This window comes from Pseudomonas sp. WS 5021, assembly GCF_012985535.1.
In the GTDB taxonomy this organism is placed as follows: domain Bacteria; phylum Pseudomonadota; class Gammaproteobacteria; order Pseudomonadales; family Pseudomonadaceae; genus Aquipseudomonas.
In genome coordinates this window covers 256,316-271,271 of the sequence record NZ_JAAQWP010000007.1, presented here as the reverse complement: position 1 = coordinate 271,271, position 14,956 = coordinate 256,316, and the positions used below count along the sequence as shown (strand labels likewise).

The window sequence follows — 14,956 nt, the reverse complement described above, 5'->3', positions numbered from 1 at the left end:
CAGGGGCGTCATCAGCCGTAGGTGATTTTACCTTCGAACTTGACGTTACTCGCGCAAGGCCGCGGCAGCGTCGGCTGCCATGGCGTAGGCTTGCAGGGGGGCTTGCACTTGTTGCGCTTTTTGCCCATTTTGAACGCCATCATCGGCATCACGCCGATACCAATACCTATACCACCCATCGCAAACAAGCCCATAGGTCATTCCTCACGTCTAATTAAACCTCTTCCTGTAGCAACTTCGTTGTCAGAAAAAGGCACCTGCAACCCAGGTAACCCCTGAGTGGCAGGCACGCAAGAAACAGTTCCTGAACCGTGTAGCCGCTTTACGCAGGTTTACGCCGACTTAGGCTGGACCCGGAACCACGCCGCATACAACGCCGGCAAAAACAGCAAGGTCAGGGCGGTGGCCACGATCAAGCCGCCCATGATCGCCACCGCCATTGGCCCGAAGAACACGCTGCGCGACAGCGGGATCATCGCCAGCACTGCCGCCAGCGCCGTCAGGACAATCGGGCGGAAGCGCCGTACGGTGGCTTCGATAATCGCCTGCCACGGCTCCAGGCCCGCCTTGATGTCCTGCTCGATCTGATCCACCAGGATCACCGAGTTACGCATGATCATCCCCGACAACGCGATGGTCCCAAGCATGGCCACAAAGCCAAACGGCTGGCGGAACACCAACAGGAACAGCGTCACGCCAATCAGCCCCAGGGGCGCGGTAAGAAACACCATGGCCGTGCGCGAGAAGCTGCGCAGTTGCAGCATCAGCAAGGTCAGCACCACCACGATGAACAGCGGCACGCCGGCCTTCACCGAGTTCTGGCCACGGGCGGAGTCTTCGACGGTACCTCCCACGTCCAACAGGTAACCGTCCGGCAGTTCGGCCCGCACCTGGGCCAGGGTCGGCAGGATCTGCTGGACCAGGGTCGCCGGTTGCTCCTTGCCGTAGATATCGGCGCGTACGGTCACCGTGGGCAGGCGGTTGCGATGCCAGATAATGCCTTCCTCGAAGCCATACTCCAGGGTGGCGATCTGCGACAGCGCCACGCTGGTGCCGTTGTCGGTCGGCACCGCCAGGCTCGGCAGCAGCGACAACTCGGTGCGCTCATGCACGGTGCCGCGCAGGAGGATTTCGATCAACTCGTTGTCCTCCCGGTACTGGCTGACGCTGGAACCGGTCAGGGAGCTCTGGAGAAATTTCGACAGGTTGGCCGTGCTCACCCCCAAGGCGCGGGCGCGGTCCTGGTCGACATTGAGGTAGACGATCTTGCTCGGTTCTTCCCAGTCCAGATGCACATTCACCACGTGGGGGTTTTCCCGCACCTTGGCCGCGACCTTGCGCGCCAGGGCCCGCACTTCTTCGATGTGCTCGCCAGTCACGCGAAACTGCACCGGGTAGCCAACCGGCGGGCCGTTCTCCAGGCGGGTGACCCGCGAACGCAGATCGGGGAATTGCTCGTTGAGGGTTTCGATCAACCAGGTGCGCAGGGTTTCGCGCTCCTCGATGGTCTTGGCCAGCACCACGAACTGGGCAAAGCTGGCCGCCGGCAACTGCTGGTCCAACGGCAGGTAGAAGCGCGGTGAACCGGTGCCGACATAGGCCACGTAGTTTTCGATCCCCCCATGCGCCTTGAGCAAGCCTTCGAGACGCTTGACCTGATCGGCGGTGTTGCTCAGCGAGGCGCCTTCCGCCAGTTTCAGGTCGACCATCAGCTCCAGGCGCCCGGACGCCGGGAAGAACTGTTGCGGGACAAAGCGGAACAGCGCCACCGAGCCGATAAACAGCAGCACGGTCAGTACAATCACGGTCTTGCGCCGGCGCACGCACCATTCCACCCAGCGCCTTACGCGCTGATAGAACGGCGTGCCGTAAGGATCCGGGCCATCAGTGCCGTGCTTGGCCGCATGAATCTTCGCCAAGTCCGGCAGGAGTTTTTCCCCCAGGTACGGCACAAACACCACGGCGGCAACCCACGAGGCCAGCAGCGCGATGGTCACCACCTGGAAGATCGAGCGGGTGTACTCACCGGTACTCGATTGCGCGGTGGCAATCGGCAAGAAGCCGGCTGCGGTGATCAACGTACCGGTAAGCATCGGAAACGCCGTACTGGTCCAGGCGAAACTGGCGGCCCTGAGACGGTCGTAGCCCTGCTCCATTTTGATCGCCATCATTTCCACGGCGATGATCGCGTCGTCCACCAGCAGGCCCAAAGCCAATACCAAGGCACCCAGGGAGATCTTGTGCAGGCCGATCCCCAGGTAATACATGCAGGCAAAGGTCATGGCCAACACCAACGGAATCGCCAGGGCCACCACCATGCCGGTACGCACGCCGAGGGAGAAGAAACTCACCAGCAATACAATCGCCAATGCTTCGGCCAGCACCTGGACGAATTCGCCCACGCTGGTCTTCACCGCCGCGGGCTGGTCCGACACCTTGCGCAGCTCCATGCCTGCCGGGAGGTTCTTCTGCAAGCGTGCGAATTCGCCCTCAAGGGCCTTGCCCAGTACCAGGATGTCACCGCCATCGCGCATGGCCACGGCCAGGCCGATCGCATCGTCACCCATGTAGCGCATACGCGGCGCGGGCGGGTCGTTGAAGCCACGGTGGATCTCGGCCACGTCACCAATGCGGAAGGTGCGGCCGCCCACGCGGATCGGGAAATCGCGGATTTCCTCCACCGCCTTGAAGTTACCCGACACCCGCAGTTGCACGCGCTCGCTCGGGGTTTCAAAAAAGCCGGCGGTGGACACCGCGTTCTGCTCCTGCAACGCCTGTTGCACCGCCGCCAGGGGCAGGCCGAGGGTGGCGAGCTTGAGGTTGGACAGCTCGATCCAGATCTTCTCGTCCTGCAACCCCAGCAGCTCGACCTTGCCCACATCCGGCACCCGTTGCAGCTGGATCTGGATGCGGTCGGCGTAGTCCTTGAGCACGGCGTAGTCAAAACCCTCGCCGGTCAGGGCGTAGATATTGCCAAAGGTGGTGCCGAATTCATCGTTGAAGAACGGGCCCTGGATATCCGGGGGCAGGGTCTGGCGGATATCGCTGATCTTCTTGCGCACCTGGTACCACAGGTCGGGAATCTGCGCCGAGTGCATCGAGTCCCGCGCCATAAACGTGACCTGGGATTCGCCCGGGCGGGAGAACGAGACGATGCGCTCGTACTCGCCGGTTTCCATCAGTTTCTTTTCAATACGCTCGGTGACCTGGCGCGAGACTTCCTGGGCCGTGGCGCCTGGCCAGTTAGTCTTGATCACCATGGCTTTGAAGGTGAACGGCGGGTCTTCACTTTGCCCCAGCTTGGTGTAGGACAACGTACCGACAACGGCCAGCAGCAGCATCAGGAACAGTACGATCTGGCGATTACGCAACGCCCATTCGGAAAGATTGAAACCCATCGGGGACTACTCCTTGTTGGCCGCCAGATTCACCACCCGGTTGGAGCGATCCACCGGGCGTACTTGCTGGCCCTCATGGAGCACATGCACACCGGCGGCAATCACCCAGTCGGAGGGGGTCAGGCCTTCGAGCACCGGCACGCTTTTTTCGCCGAAGGCGCCGATGCGCACCGCTGTGCGCTTGAGGGTGTTATCCGGCTTGACCAACCAGACGTAGGACGCACCGTTCTCTGCGCTGAGGGCAGACAGCGGCACCGACAACGGAACCACGCCGTCAGCCTGGATGAAAACCCGCGCACTCTGCCCCAGCTCGGCCGGGACTTTGCCGGCGTTGAAGGCGACGCGGGCGGCGAAGGTGCGTGACTTGGGATCGGCTGCCGGCGACAGCTCGCGAATACGCCCCTCGAAACGCTGGTCGGGCTGGCTCCACAGTTCCACGGAGACCGGCTGGCCGACCTTGAAGCGGCCGAAGCTTTGCTCCGGGAAGCTGATCAACACTTCACGCTCGCCATCGGTAGCCAGGGTGAACACGGTCTGCCCCGCAGACACCACTTGCCCGACTTCCACCGCACGCTTGGCCACCACCCCGTCCTGGGGCGCGCGCAACACGGCATAGCCAGCCTGGTTGTTGGCCACGTCGAATTCTGCCTTGATCTGCTGCAAGCGGGCGACGCCTGCGCGGTAGAGGTTTTCGGAATTATCGTACTGGGAGCGGCTGACCATCTGACGGTCCATCAGGGTCTTGTAGCGATCACGCTCGGCCCGCACCAGGCTCAGGTTGGCCTCGGCCGCCGTGACTTGGGCACGGGTAGCCTGCAGTTGCAGGCGCACATCCTGGGGATCGAGCTCCGCCAGCGGCTGGTTGGCCTTGACGCGCTCGCCCTCCTCCACCAGACGACGGCTGACTTTGCCGCCGATGCGAAAGGCCAGGTCCGGTTCATACCGGGCACGAACCTCGCCTGGATAACTGTCCATTGCCAACGCAGAGGGTTGTGGCTGCACCACCATGGCCGGGCGGACGGTGGTTTGGGCCGCTTCTTCATGGCCGCAGGCAGCCAGTAAAAGAGCAAGGCTCGCAGGCAACGCGAGGTGCAGGAAGATGCTGCGCATGCTGAAGGACCTTTCGCAAATGGTGCTTGGAATAATTATACTGGCCGGTATGTTATTAATACCAAACTCACCAGTCCAGTATTAAAGTGAAAATGTCCGACAATCCTGTAAACACCAATAGCCCCGGGCGCCCCAAGGACATGGCAAAACGCCAGGCAATCCTCGACGCGGCGAAAATCCTGTTTTTGAGCAATGGTTATGCGAGTACCAGCATGGATGCCGTGGCCCTTGAGGCTGGCGTGTCGAAACTGACGGTCTACAGCCACTTCACCGACAAAGAAACGCTATTCACCGCCGCCGTCGAGGCCAAGTGCGAAGCGCAACTGCCGGTCATGTATTTCGAGCTTCCCGACGGTGTGCCGGTGGAGAAGGTGCTGCTCAACATCGCCCGGGGCTTTCACCTGCTGATCAACAGTGAGGAGTCGGTGAACCTGCACCGTTTGATGATGACGTCGGGCAATCAGGATCCGAAGCTGTCGCAGATTTTCTTCGAAGCCGGCCCCATGCGGATGCTGCAGGGGATGGAGCGCTTGCTGGGCAAGATCAACCAGAGCGGTGCGCTGAGCATCGACAAGCCGTTTACCGCAGCCGAACACTTCTTTTGCCTGCTCAAGGGCACGGCGAACTTCTGCTTGCTGTATGGCTGCGGCGACCGCTTGAGCGAAGCGGCCGCCGAAGAGCATGTGCAGGAAGTGGTGGGGTTGTTTATGCGGGCGTATCGACCTTGAACAGTCGTTGATCGATCTGACGCCATCGTCGGCAAGCCGGCTCCTACAGGTGATTGCGTTTATTGTAGGAGCCGGCTTGCCGGCGACGGGGCCCTCAGGCCTTGAGCGCTTTTTTAGGGTAAATATCGTACCGGCTGGATTTGCCGTCCAGCGCGTGGCTCGGCTTGGGCCCGTCAATACACGGCGCCTTGCGCGGGCGCTTGACCACCACCCGGTGGCTGGCCAGGGCCAAAGCCGCCGCGAGCAACGCCGGGGCATCCGGATCGTCGCCCACCAGCGGGCGAAACAGGCGCATTTCTTTCTTCACCAAGGCGGTTTTCTCACGATGGGGAAACATCGGGTCCAGGTAGATCACCTGCGGCGGCTCACCTTCCCAGTTACGCATCAGCTCGATGGAGTTGCCCTTGAGCAGGATCATCCGCCCAACGATGGGCGCCACTTCAAAATCATCGGCCCCACGCGCCAGACCATCTTCGAGCAAGGCACCAATCAACGGTTGCCGCTCGATCAGGCTCATCTCGCAGCCCAGGCTGGCCAGCACGAACGCATCCTTGCCCAGGCCGGCCGTGGCATCCAGCACCCGGGGGCGCACACCTTGAGACACGCCTACGGCCTTGGCGATCATCTGCCCGCTGCCACCACCGTAAAGCCGGCGATGGGCCGCGCCGCCCTCGACAAAATCCACCCGCACCGGCCCAGGCGCATCGGCACCCAGCTGTTGCAGTTGCAGGCCTTGCTCACCCACTTGCAGGGCAAAATCGGCATCCGCCAGCTGCAACGGCAGGCCGAGCTGCTCGGCCCAGTACTGGGCACGGGCCTGGAAACCTTCGGCCAAGGCCTCGACCCGAATGCGGCTGGCCGCGGGTTGTTCGCTCATCGTTTACTACGCTCAAAAATATTAAGGATCGGCAAAAAGCGGCCGATAAAAAAGGATCAGGCATTTTGCCAGACCCTGAGCGTCGACCGAGAGAAATGTCAGACATTCATTCCCTATTCACCGGTGTCCTGCCGACCCACAACCACTTCGGCCTGCGCAATACCCAAGCGCTGGCCGGCGTCAGTCATGTGTGGCAGGACTTCTTCGCCCGGGCGTTGGCCGAGCAACTTGGCCAGGAGCCAGGTGCGCAGCTGGCCGCAGATCCGGTGCCGGTGGATGCCTCGATCGAACCCAGCGCCGGCAGCGACCTGCTGACCCAAATCGTTACCCAACGTCATTGCGACGTCCAGGACACCGAGGTCGCCCCGCCTGAACCGCTGTTCCTGCCGATTGCCGAATTCGAGCTGGACCTGCTGCCACCCGCGGCCGTGCCGTTCCCGGATGATGAAATCGTCGCCCAGCAACGCCAGCAGAACTTCGAGAGCGGCTGGGTACGCCCGATCGTCCTGACCGCTGGCCAGCCACTGCCCGAGCCAGGCCCGGCGCCACAACCCAAGCCGCTGTTCCTGCCGATTGCCGAGTTCGAACTGGACCTGCTGCCAGCGGCGGCCGAACCGTATCCGAATGAAGAACTGGTGCAGCAGCAAAAGGCCCTGGACTTCGATTGCGGCTGGGCCCGCCCACTGATCCTCAACAACCTGCGCCTGGCGGCCTGACCCTTAGCGGCACACCCACCAACGCCCCATGTCCAGATGGAAATGGTTGCGATGGGCAGCGTTGTAGTCCGGGCTCAAGACCACGTTGAAATCGTTGCACGCACGGTCGCGCACCTGACGCAAAAAGCGCGCGTTGGCGCCCTCTCCAGGCCAATCCTTCAGCACGTTGATACTGCGCCCATCCGCCAGGCGAAACCCGGCGATATCCAGGGCATTGGCCGAGGCGTGCTGGCTGAGCCGCCCTTCGGCACGCCCATACATATTGCGGCAGGCAAAACTGCCCAGGTGATCGACCCGCGTCACCGCCTGGCCAAACACCGCCTGGGCGGCCGGCTGCAAGCTGTGGCGCTCGAACAGGGCAAACGCCACCGCCAAGGGGCAACTGGCGAGAAAGCTGCTACTCAAACCCACCTGCGCGCCCTGCACCCGCAGGGTATTGCGCAGTGGGCAAGCCGCATCAGCGGGACTGTCCGCCTGATGGCTGACCCGCAGCCCGGAGGTTTTCAGCACCTGGTCGCACAGTGCCGGATCATCCTGCAACCGTCCGAGTTTGAACCGCGTCAGCAGGTTGGGCACGGCGCGCACATCCAAGGGCGCCCAGGGGTTCCATTCGGCGGGCAACGGCACCCAGCCGCGCCAGATGCCTACGAGTAGGCCGCCCGCGAGTAGCAGCAACACCCCCAACACTTTGAAAAAAGCCACGACTCAACCTTTGAACAACTGATTTGCCTGGCTGAACGGCATCGAGCGCTCGGTAAAGGTGAAGGTTCCCAGTTCCTGAACCTCCCGCGCGGCCCTGAAGAACTCCCCGTAGGCCGCCAGGGCCATGGCCGAGCCAACGCTGATGCGCTTGACGCCCATCTCGCTCAGTTGCGCCACCGAGAGCTTGAGGCCACCTGACATCAGCACATTCACCGGTTTTGGCGCCACCGCCCGCACCACCGCCAGTACTTCCTCAGCACTGCGCAGGCCCGGAGCATACAACACGTCGGCGCCCGCTTCGGCGTAGGCCTGCAAACGGCGAATAGTGTCGGGAAAATCCAGGCGACCATGTAGGAGGTTTTCCGCACGGGCCGTCAGCATGAAGGGGAATGGCAAGCTGCGCGCCGCAGCGACGGCAGCCTCGATGCGTTCAACAGACAGATCAAAGGGGTAGATCGGGTCGACCGCAATCCCCGTAGCGTCTTCGATAGAACCGCCGACGATGCCGGTAGCGGCGGCCCGCAACAGGCTCTGGGCACAACCTTGAGGCGTATCGCTGAAGCCGTTTTCCAGGTCCGCCGCCACCGGCAGCGCGGTGGCCTGAACGATCATCCCGGCGTTGCCCAAAGTGTCCTCCAGCGACAGCGCACCTTCGGCATCCGGACGCCCCAGACTGAAGGCAAAACCCGCGCTGGTAGTGGCCAGGGCTTCAAAGCCGAGGCTGGCGAGCATCTTGGCGGAACCGGCGTCCCACGGGTTGGGCATCACGAATGCACGGTCACGCTCGTGCAGGGCTCGAAAGGATTCGGCGCGAAGGGTTTGGGCATCCATGACTGACTCCAGGCATAAAAGAACCCTAGAGTAACCCCAGTTGCTCCACAGCGGGCTCCCGATGCAACTGCGCTAACGCCGGCAACCCAGGCAATCGCACCATCAATTGCTGATGAAAACGCATGGCCAATTGGGCCGCCAGGCGGTTGTCCGAGGTGTGCAGGAACACATAGGGCGTGCGGCCCTCCTCGATCCAGCCAGCGACCTTTTCAACCCACGGCACCAGGAACGGATCGTTGGCTTCCAGGTCCGGGTGGCCGATAAAACGCACCTGGGGAAACTGGGTCAACGCCGCAGGCCGGGGCGGTACCTTGGGCTTTTTCGATTGGGCGTGGAGTACCGCCGCCGAGGTGGACGTGCAACTGAACAGCGCCCGAGGATCCAGGCAGATCCGCTCGACACCACGGTCACGCAGCAGGCGGTTGAGGCTGCGCTCGGCATCGCCTTTGGCGAAGAACTCGCGGTGACGCACCTCCACCGCCAATGGCCGCTCCAGGCCGTCGATAAACCCTGCCAGTTCCCCCAGCCGTTGCGGGGTGAAGCTGGCCGGTAGTTGCAGCCACAGTGGCGAAACCCGCTCGCCCAGCGGGCTCATCAAACCGAGGAAGCTTTCGGCGGCGGGCAACTGTTCGCGCAGGTCAGCGCTGTGGCTGATATCACCGGGAAACTTGGCGGTAAAGCGAAAGTGCGCGGGCATGATCTCGGCCCAGCGCTGCACAGTCGCGACGGAGGGCCGCGCATAGAACGTGGTGTTGCCTTCGCAGGCATTGAACACCTGGCAATACAGCCCGAGAAAATCTGTGGTGCGGGCGTCTTGCGGATACAGGTACTCGCGCCAGGCGTTTTCACTCCAGGACGGGCAACCGAGGAAATAAGGCAGCAACATCAGATGTGGATATCGAGACCCAGCACTTCCATATCCCAATCGACAAAGCCTGCTGTGGTCAGGTAGCTGGCCAGGGCCGTGGCGACGTTCTTGCTCATGGAGCGCGGGAAGACCATGTCTTGCTGGCGGGCCGGAACGCCGCCGATACGCGCACCGCTGGCACCTTGGGCACGGGCGGAAACCGCTGCGCCCTGGGAGGTTTCGGGCTGGATTTCAATAAAATCGGGGGATTCTTCGACGGACTCGTCTACCTTCACGTTCGCCTTGCGTGGCTTGCGCTTGAGGGGGTAGGACTGGGAGGAAAAGCCGTCTATACGCATGCATGCAGATCCGTGATCAATGATGGCAATTTAGCGGCACTTTCCTTGGCGCGCAAATGCTCTGGTGATAACTAGAACACATAAACGGGCAAAGGTTTAAAACCGGGGGCAAATTCTGACGATTGGCGCCAATTGCCGGCGATCAACGGTGGAAGCTGTCGAGCCCCAGCGAGGCTGCGATGGCGGCGACACTGCCACTATTCATGGCACCTGACACACCGCTATAGCAGCCTCGCTGGGGCTCGACAGCTCCCACATTAGAGGCTAACCGCAATAAGCCTAGAGCCCGCGCTCGGCCTTGGTCTGCGCCACTTTATCGCGCAGGTACACCGGGGCGGCCTGGTCGGCGGGAATCGCCTCGCCGCGTTCCCAGGCAAAACGCGCCAGGGCCAGCAGGTCTTCGGCATGGGGCAGCATCGTGGCATCCTGGCCCATCGTGGGCACGGCGATCCGCTGGCCATACCCCCAACCGGTACCGGCACCAAACCAGTCGCCACTGGCATCGGCCGGCAACGCGGCGGCCTCGGGCGGCTGTACGGCTTCAACGCCGACCAGGCGCATTTCGCCTGCGGTCTCGCGGTAGCAACCCCAGTAGACCTCATCCATCCGCGCATCGATGGCTGCCGCGACCTGGGCCGCGCCGTGCTCACGCAGCGCGCGCTGGGCCAGCACGGCCAGGTTGGACACCGGCAATACTGGCCGTTCCAGGGCAAACGCCAGGCCCTGCACCACCCCGATGGCGATGCGCACGCCGGTGAACGCGCCCGGGCCACGACCAAAGGCGATGGCGTCCACCGCCGACAAGGTGGTGCCGGCATCGAGCAATAACTGCTTGATCATCGGCAGCAGCTTTTGCGCGTGCAGGCGCGGGATCACCTCATAGTGGCTCGTGACCTTGCCGTTATGCAGCAGGGCAACGGAGCAAGCTTCAGTCGCGGTGTCCAGGGCCAGCAGGGTGCTCATCGGTGTGGGTGTCCAAATCGAAAAAAAGTGCGCCAGTATAAACAACAACGGCCCGCAAGCGGGCCGTTGAACATCACGCCGATCGTCAGATCAGTTCAGCGCTTCCAGCACCTTGGCGGTGATGGCTTCCACCGAGCCAACGCCGGGGATGTGGCTGTATTTCGGTTTGCCCTGGGCAGCCGACAGCTTCTGGTAGAAGTCCACCAGCGGCTTGGTCTGGGAGTGGTAGACCGACAGGCGATGACGCACGGTTTCTTCGGTATCGTCCTTGCGCTGCACCAGGTCGTCACCGGTTACATCATCCTTGCCAGCCACTTTTGGCGGGTTGTAGACGATGTGGTAGACGCGGCCCGAGGCTTCGTGAACGCGGCGACCGGCGATACGCTGGACGATCTCTTCGTCTTCAACGGCGATTTCGACCACGGCATCCAACTCGACGCCGGCCTTCACCAGGGCTTCGGCCTGGGGAATGGTGCGTGGGAAACCGTCGAACAGGAAACCGTTCTTGCAGTCTTCCTGGCTGATGCGTTCCTTGACCAGGTTGATGATCAGGTCGTCGGAGACCAGGCCACCGCTGTCCATCACGCTCTTGGCGATCAGGCCCAGCTCGGTACCGGCCTTGACGGCGGCGCGCAGCATGTCGCCCGTGGAGATTTGTGGAATGCCGAACTTTTCAGTGATGAACTTTGCCTGAGTACCTTTACCGGCCCCGGGAGCTCCCAGCAGAATGACGCGCATCGATGTGCTCCTCAATTTTTTATAGAGATGACGCTCGGATTCGCCGCGTGGGGCCAATCTCGTAGAATATGCTCGTAAAAATACGAATCCAGGCCGCCCAAACGGCCAAAGGCTGATCAAGATACACAGCGAGCCCTAACCACACAAGCCGCCAAAAGTCGGAAGAACCCGCCCCACACAAGCCTTTTGGTCGCGGTATCCCTTGGTGCAACCCAAACCCAAAACCGCCGGCAGAGCCCTTTCGGGTCAACCGGCGGTTTTGCGTGCAAGCCCTTGAGAACACGCGACAAATGTCAGCCGGTATTACGCAGCCCGGCGGCAATACCGGCCACGGACACCAGCAGCGCCTGTTCCAGAGGGCTGTCCTGTGTCGCTTCCTGCTGGCGGGACCGCGCCAACAACTCGGCCTGCAGCAGGTGCAATGGGTCAAGGTAGGTGTTGCGCAGGCGGATGAACTCCAGGGTGTCGGGACTGTGGGCCAGCAGTTGCGACTGCCCGGTCAGGCCAAGCACCACGGCACACGCCTGCGACAATAGGTCGCGTAAATGCGCACCCAATGGCAGCAGGTCCGGCTGCACCAGACGCTCGTCATACAGGCGGGCGATATCGGCGTCGGCCTTGGCCAGGACCATTTCCAGCATGTCGATGCGCGTACGGAAGAACGGCCATTGCTCACGCATCTGCCCCAGCAACTCGCCTTCGCCCCGCTCCAGGGCCTTGCTCAATGCCGCTTCCCAGCCCAGCCAGGCCGGCAACATCAGGCGCGTCTGGGTCCAGCCGAAAATCCACGGGATCGCACGCAGGCTTTCGATGCCCCCAGCACGGCGTTTGGCCGGGCGACTGCCCAGGGGCAAGCGGCCCAGTTCCTGCTCGGGCGTGGACTGGCGGAAGTACTCGACGAACTGCGGATTTTCCCGCACTACCGCGCGATAGGCGCTGACGCCATCGGCGGCCAATTCGTCCATCAAATGCCGCCAGGCCGGCTCCGGGGGCGGCGGTGGCAATAAGGTCGCCTCCAGCACTGCGGCCAGATACAGATTGAGGTTCTGCTCGGCGATATCCGGCAAGCCGAACTTGAAGCGAATCATCTCGCCCTGCTCGGTGGTGCGAAAACGCCCGGCTACCGAGCCCGGTGGCTGCGACAGGATCGCCGCGTGGGCCGGGCCACCGCCACGGCCAACGGTGCCGCCACGACCATGGAACAACAACAGTTCCACCTGCTGCTCGCGGCAGATATCCACCAGCCGTTCCTGGGCCCGGTACTGCGCCCAGGCCGCAGCGGTAGTGCCGGCGTCCTTGGCCGAGTCCGAATAGCCGATCATCACTTCCTGCGGGCCTTGCAGGCGCGCGCGATAGCCCGGTAGCAGCAACAGGCGCTCGATTACCGGGCCGGCGTTGTCCAGGTCGGCCAGGGTCTCGAACAGCGGCACCACACGCATCGGCCGCTGCACCCCGGACTCCTTGAGCAGCAGCTGCACCGCCAGCACATCGGATGCCGCACCCGCCATGGAGATGACGTAGGAACCCAGGGATGCGGCTGGCGCGGCGGCAATTTCCTTACAGGTATTGAGCACTTCGGCGGTGTCGGCCGACGGCTTGAAATAGCCTGGCAACAATGGGCGACGGTTGGCCAACTCCTTCATCAGGAAGGTGATGCGCGCGTCTTCGTCCCAATCCTCATAGCGGCCCAGGCCCAGGTAGTCGGTGATCTCGGTCATCGCCGCCGAGTGACGGCTGGAGTCCTGGCGCACATCCAGGCGCACCAGGAACAGGCCGAACGTTACCGCACGGCGTAGGCAATCGAGCAGCGGGCCGTCGGCAATCACGCCCATGCCGCAGGCGTGCAGGGACTGGTAGCACAGCTCCAGCGGCTCCAGCAGGTCGCGATTGTTTTGCAGCACATCAGCCGGCGCCGGGAGGCTGGCGGTCAACGCCGCGTGCGCCCAATTGCGGGTGGCGCGCAGGCGTTCGCGCAGTTGCTTGAGCAAGGCCCGATAAGGTTCGACGCTCTCGCCGACCTTGGCCTGCAACTCGGGGCTGGCCTGCTGCATCGACAGCTCGGATGCCAGGTGATCGATGTCACGCAAATACAGGTCTGCGGCCATCCAGCGCGCCAGCAGCAATACTTCGCGAGTCACGGGCGCCGTCACGTTGGGGTTGCCGTCACGGTCACCGCCCATCCATGAGGCAAAGCGGATCGGTGCCGCCTCCAGGGGCAGGCGCAGGCCGGTCGCGGCGTGCAAGGCGTGATCGGCCTTGCGCAGGTAGTTGGGGATGGCGTGCCACAGCGAATGCTCGATCACCGCAAAGCCCCACTTGGCCTCGTCCACCGGGGTGGGCCGGGTGCGGCGGATTTCTTCGGTGTGCCAGGCTTCGGCGATCAGCCGTTGCAAGCGCTGGCGAATCTGCTCGCGCTCGGCGCTGGTCAAGTCACGGTGATCCTGCAACGCCAGTTGGGCGGCGATGGCGTCATATTTCTGGATCAGGGTGCGGCGCGCAACTTCGGTAGGGTGGGCGGTGAGCACCAGTTCGATCTCCAGCCGCGCCAACTGCCGGGCCAGGGATTCGCTGCTATGGCCCTCACTCTGCAGGCGCGCCAGCAGCTCGGGCAGTACCCGCGACTCGAACGGGGCGGGCTGGGATTCATCGCGCCGGTGAATCAGTTGGTACTGCTCGGCGATATTAGCCAGGTTGAGGAACTGGTTGAACGCACGTGCCACCGGCAACAGCTCGTCTTCCTGCAACTGGTTGAGGCTGGCGCTGAGCTCTTCGCCAGCTGCCGCCTCGGTTGCCCCGCCCCGGCGATCGGCCTTGGCGCCCTTGCGGATCTGCTCGATTTTGGCGAGGAACTCATCACCGTACTGTTCTCGAATCGTGTTGCCCAACAGTTCACCCAGCAGGTGAACATCTTCACGCAAACGTGCATCGATATCGCTCATCAGCCAATCTCCAGCCAGGAATCCGGGACGCTTTGATCTTTAAGAGTGCCGATCAAGCCTTGCTCTTACAAGGAACTTTAAACCTTGGCGGTTGCAGCTAGTCTCAAGGATACGTCGTCGCGTTATCCACGCCGCGACCGGTCACTCATCACCGCCCGCTACCCTGGGCATCACTGAGGTTGCCATGAAAATCCGAGAACTGGCCCAGCAATGGGAAGAAACCGCCAAGGGTCGCCTGACCAAGACCGAATATGCCATCCACCTGGATGTCGAGGCCGCCGCACGGCTGGCGGCCATCCGCGAGATGTACCCCAAGCGCAGCACCGAGGAATTGCTCGGCGAGTTGATCGGCGCCGCCCTGGAAGAGCTGGAAGCCAGCTTTCCCTATATCCGGGGCCAGCATGTGGTTGCCACTGATGAAGAGGGTGACCCGTTGTATGAAGACGTCGGCCCCACACCGCGCTTCCTGTCGTTGTCACGGCGCTACCTGCACGATATGTCAGCCACGCCTGACGATCAGAAACACTGATAAACATCCGCTGAAAAAAACCATTCCCCAGCGTACCGGGCCTTTCATAGGCCCGGCATACCGCTATGGATGGCAAAAGTTCCGATTTTTAAACACTGACCACTCAGTCAGATTTGTTCAGATGTTTTTTCGGGCAAATCGCCATCTTTGGCTGAACTATTCAAAAAAGCCTCGGGTCACAGCCAGTAAGCCATCACTTGGAACAGGCGTTTGAAAAGG

At 62.4% G+C, this 14,956-nt stretch carries 14 protein-coding genes; 3 read left to right on the top strand and 11 right to left on the bottom strand.

The window, feature by feature from the left end:
* Positions 1 to 11 precede the first annotated feature (11 nt).
* The 3 genes from HBO19_RS22220 to HBO19_RS22210 form a co-directional block, all read right to left on the bottom strand.
* A complete protein-coding gene (locus tag HBO19_RS22220) occupies positions 12 to 194 on the bottom strand; it encodes a hypothetical protein (RefSeq protein WP_169955720.1) in 183 nt (60 codons plus the stop codon).
* 138 nt (positions 195 to 332) lie between these two features.
* Positions 333 to 3,398, bottom strand: coding sequence for an efflux RND transporter permease subunit (locus HBO19_RS22215; protein WP_170058323.1), 3,066 nt, complete (start codon positions 3,396 to 3,398; stop codon positions 333 to 335).
* A gap of 6 nt (positions 3,399 to 3,404) precedes the next feature.
* The gene (locus tag HBO19_RS22210; protein ID WP_170042934.1) at positions 3,405 to 4,508 is read right to left on the bottom strand and encodes an efflux RND transporter periplasmic adaptor subunit; all 1,104 of its coding nucleotides are present in this window, start codon (positions 4,506 to 4,508) and stop codon (positions 3,405 to 3,407) included.
* A 92-nt stretch (positions 4,509 to 4,600) separates the two neighbouring features.
* Between HBO19_RS22210 and HBO19_RS22205 the strand changes: the two genes are divergently transcribed.
* A complete protein-coding gene (locus HBO19_RS22205; protein WP_169955717.1) occupies positions 4,601 to 5,236 on the top strand; it encodes a TetR/AcrR family transcriptional regulator in 636 nt (211 codons plus the stop codon).
* 94 nt (positions 5,237 to 5,330) lie between these two features.
* On the opposite strand, the gene HBO19_RS22200 is transcribed toward HBO19_RS22205, so the two are convergent.
* A complete protein-coding gene (locus tag HBO19_RS22200; RefSeq protein WP_170058322.1) occupies positions 5,331 to 6,113 on the bottom strand; it encodes a class I SAM-dependent methyltransferase in 783 nt (260 codons plus the stop codon).
* 95 nt (positions 6,114 to 6,208) lie between these two features.
* Between HBO19_RS22200 and HBO19_RS22195 the strand changes: the two genes are divergently transcribed.
* A complete protein-coding gene (locus HBO19_RS22195; protein WP_170058321.1) occupies positions 6,209 to 6,829 on the top strand; it encodes an energy transducer TonB in 621 nt (206 codons plus the stop codon).
* A gap of 3 nt (positions 6,830 to 6,832) precedes the next feature.
* Here HBO19_RS22195 and HBO19_RS22190 read toward each other — a convergent pair whose 3' ends face one another.
* The 7 genes from HBO19_RS22190 to ppc form a co-directional block, all read right to left on the bottom strand.
* Positions 6,833 to 7,531, bottom strand: coding sequence for an extensin family protein (locus HBO19_RS22190; RefSeq protein ID WP_170042936.1), 699 nt, complete (start codon positions 7,529 to 7,531; stop codon positions 6,833 to 6,835).
* A gap of 3 nt (positions 7,532 to 7,534) precedes the next feature.
* Complete coding sequence (locus HBO19_RS22185) at positions 7,535 to 8,362, bottom strand: isocitrate lyase/phosphoenolpyruvate mutase family protein (RefSeq protein ID WP_170042937.1); 828 nt, start codon at positions 8,360 to 8,362, stop codon at positions 7,535 to 7,537.
* A gap of 25 nt (positions 8,363 to 8,387) precedes the next feature.
* A complete protein-coding gene (locus tag HBO19_RS22180; protein WP_169955712.1) occupies positions 8,388 to 9,248 on the bottom strand; it encodes a DUF72 domain-containing protein in 861 nt (286 codons plus the stop codon).
* Positions 9,248 to 9,568 carry a hypothetical protein gene (locus HBO19_RS22175; protein WP_169955711.1) on the bottom strand — a complete coding sequence of 107 codons (321 nt, stop codon included), beginning with the start codon at positions 9,566 to 9,568 and terminating at the stop codon, positions 9,248 to 9,250. The genes HBO19_RS22180 and HBO19_RS22175 overlap by 1 nt, the downstream gene beginning before the upstream one ends.
* 279 nt (positions 9,569 to 9,847) lie before the next feature.
* The gene (gene tsaB, locus HBO19_RS22170) at positions 9,848 to 10,531 is read right to left on the bottom strand and encodes a tRNA (adenosine(37)-N6)-threonylcarbamoyltransferase complex dimerization subunit type 1 TsaB (protein ID WP_169955710.1); all 684 of its coding nucleotides are present in this window, start codon (positions 10,529 to 10,531) and stop codon (positions 9,848 to 9,850) included.
* Positions 10,532 to 10,621: 90 nt separating this feature from the next.
* Positions 10,622 to 11,269 carry an adenylate kinase gene (adk, locus tag HBO19_RS22165; protein WP_169955709.1) on the bottom strand — a complete coding sequence of 216 codons (648 nt, stop codon included), beginning with the start codon at positions 11,267 to 11,269 and terminating at the stop codon, positions 10,622 to 10,624.
* 293 nt (positions 11,270 to 11,562) lie between these two features.
* A complete protein-coding gene (gene ppc / locus HBO19_RS22160; protein WP_170058320.1) occupies positions 11,563 to 14,208 on the bottom strand; it encodes a phosphoenolpyruvate carboxylase in 2,646 nt (881 codons plus the stop codon).
* A gap of 184 nt (positions 14,209 to 14,392) precedes the next feature.
* Here ppc and HBO19_RS22155 point away from each other — a divergent pair, with 184 nt between their 5' ends.
* A complete protein-coding gene (locus HBO19_RS22155; RefSeq protein ID WP_057441782.1) occupies positions 14,393 to 14,737 on the top strand; it encodes a hypothetical protein in 345 nt (114 codons plus the stop codon).
* Positions 14,738 to 14,956: the final 219 nt, after the last annotated feature.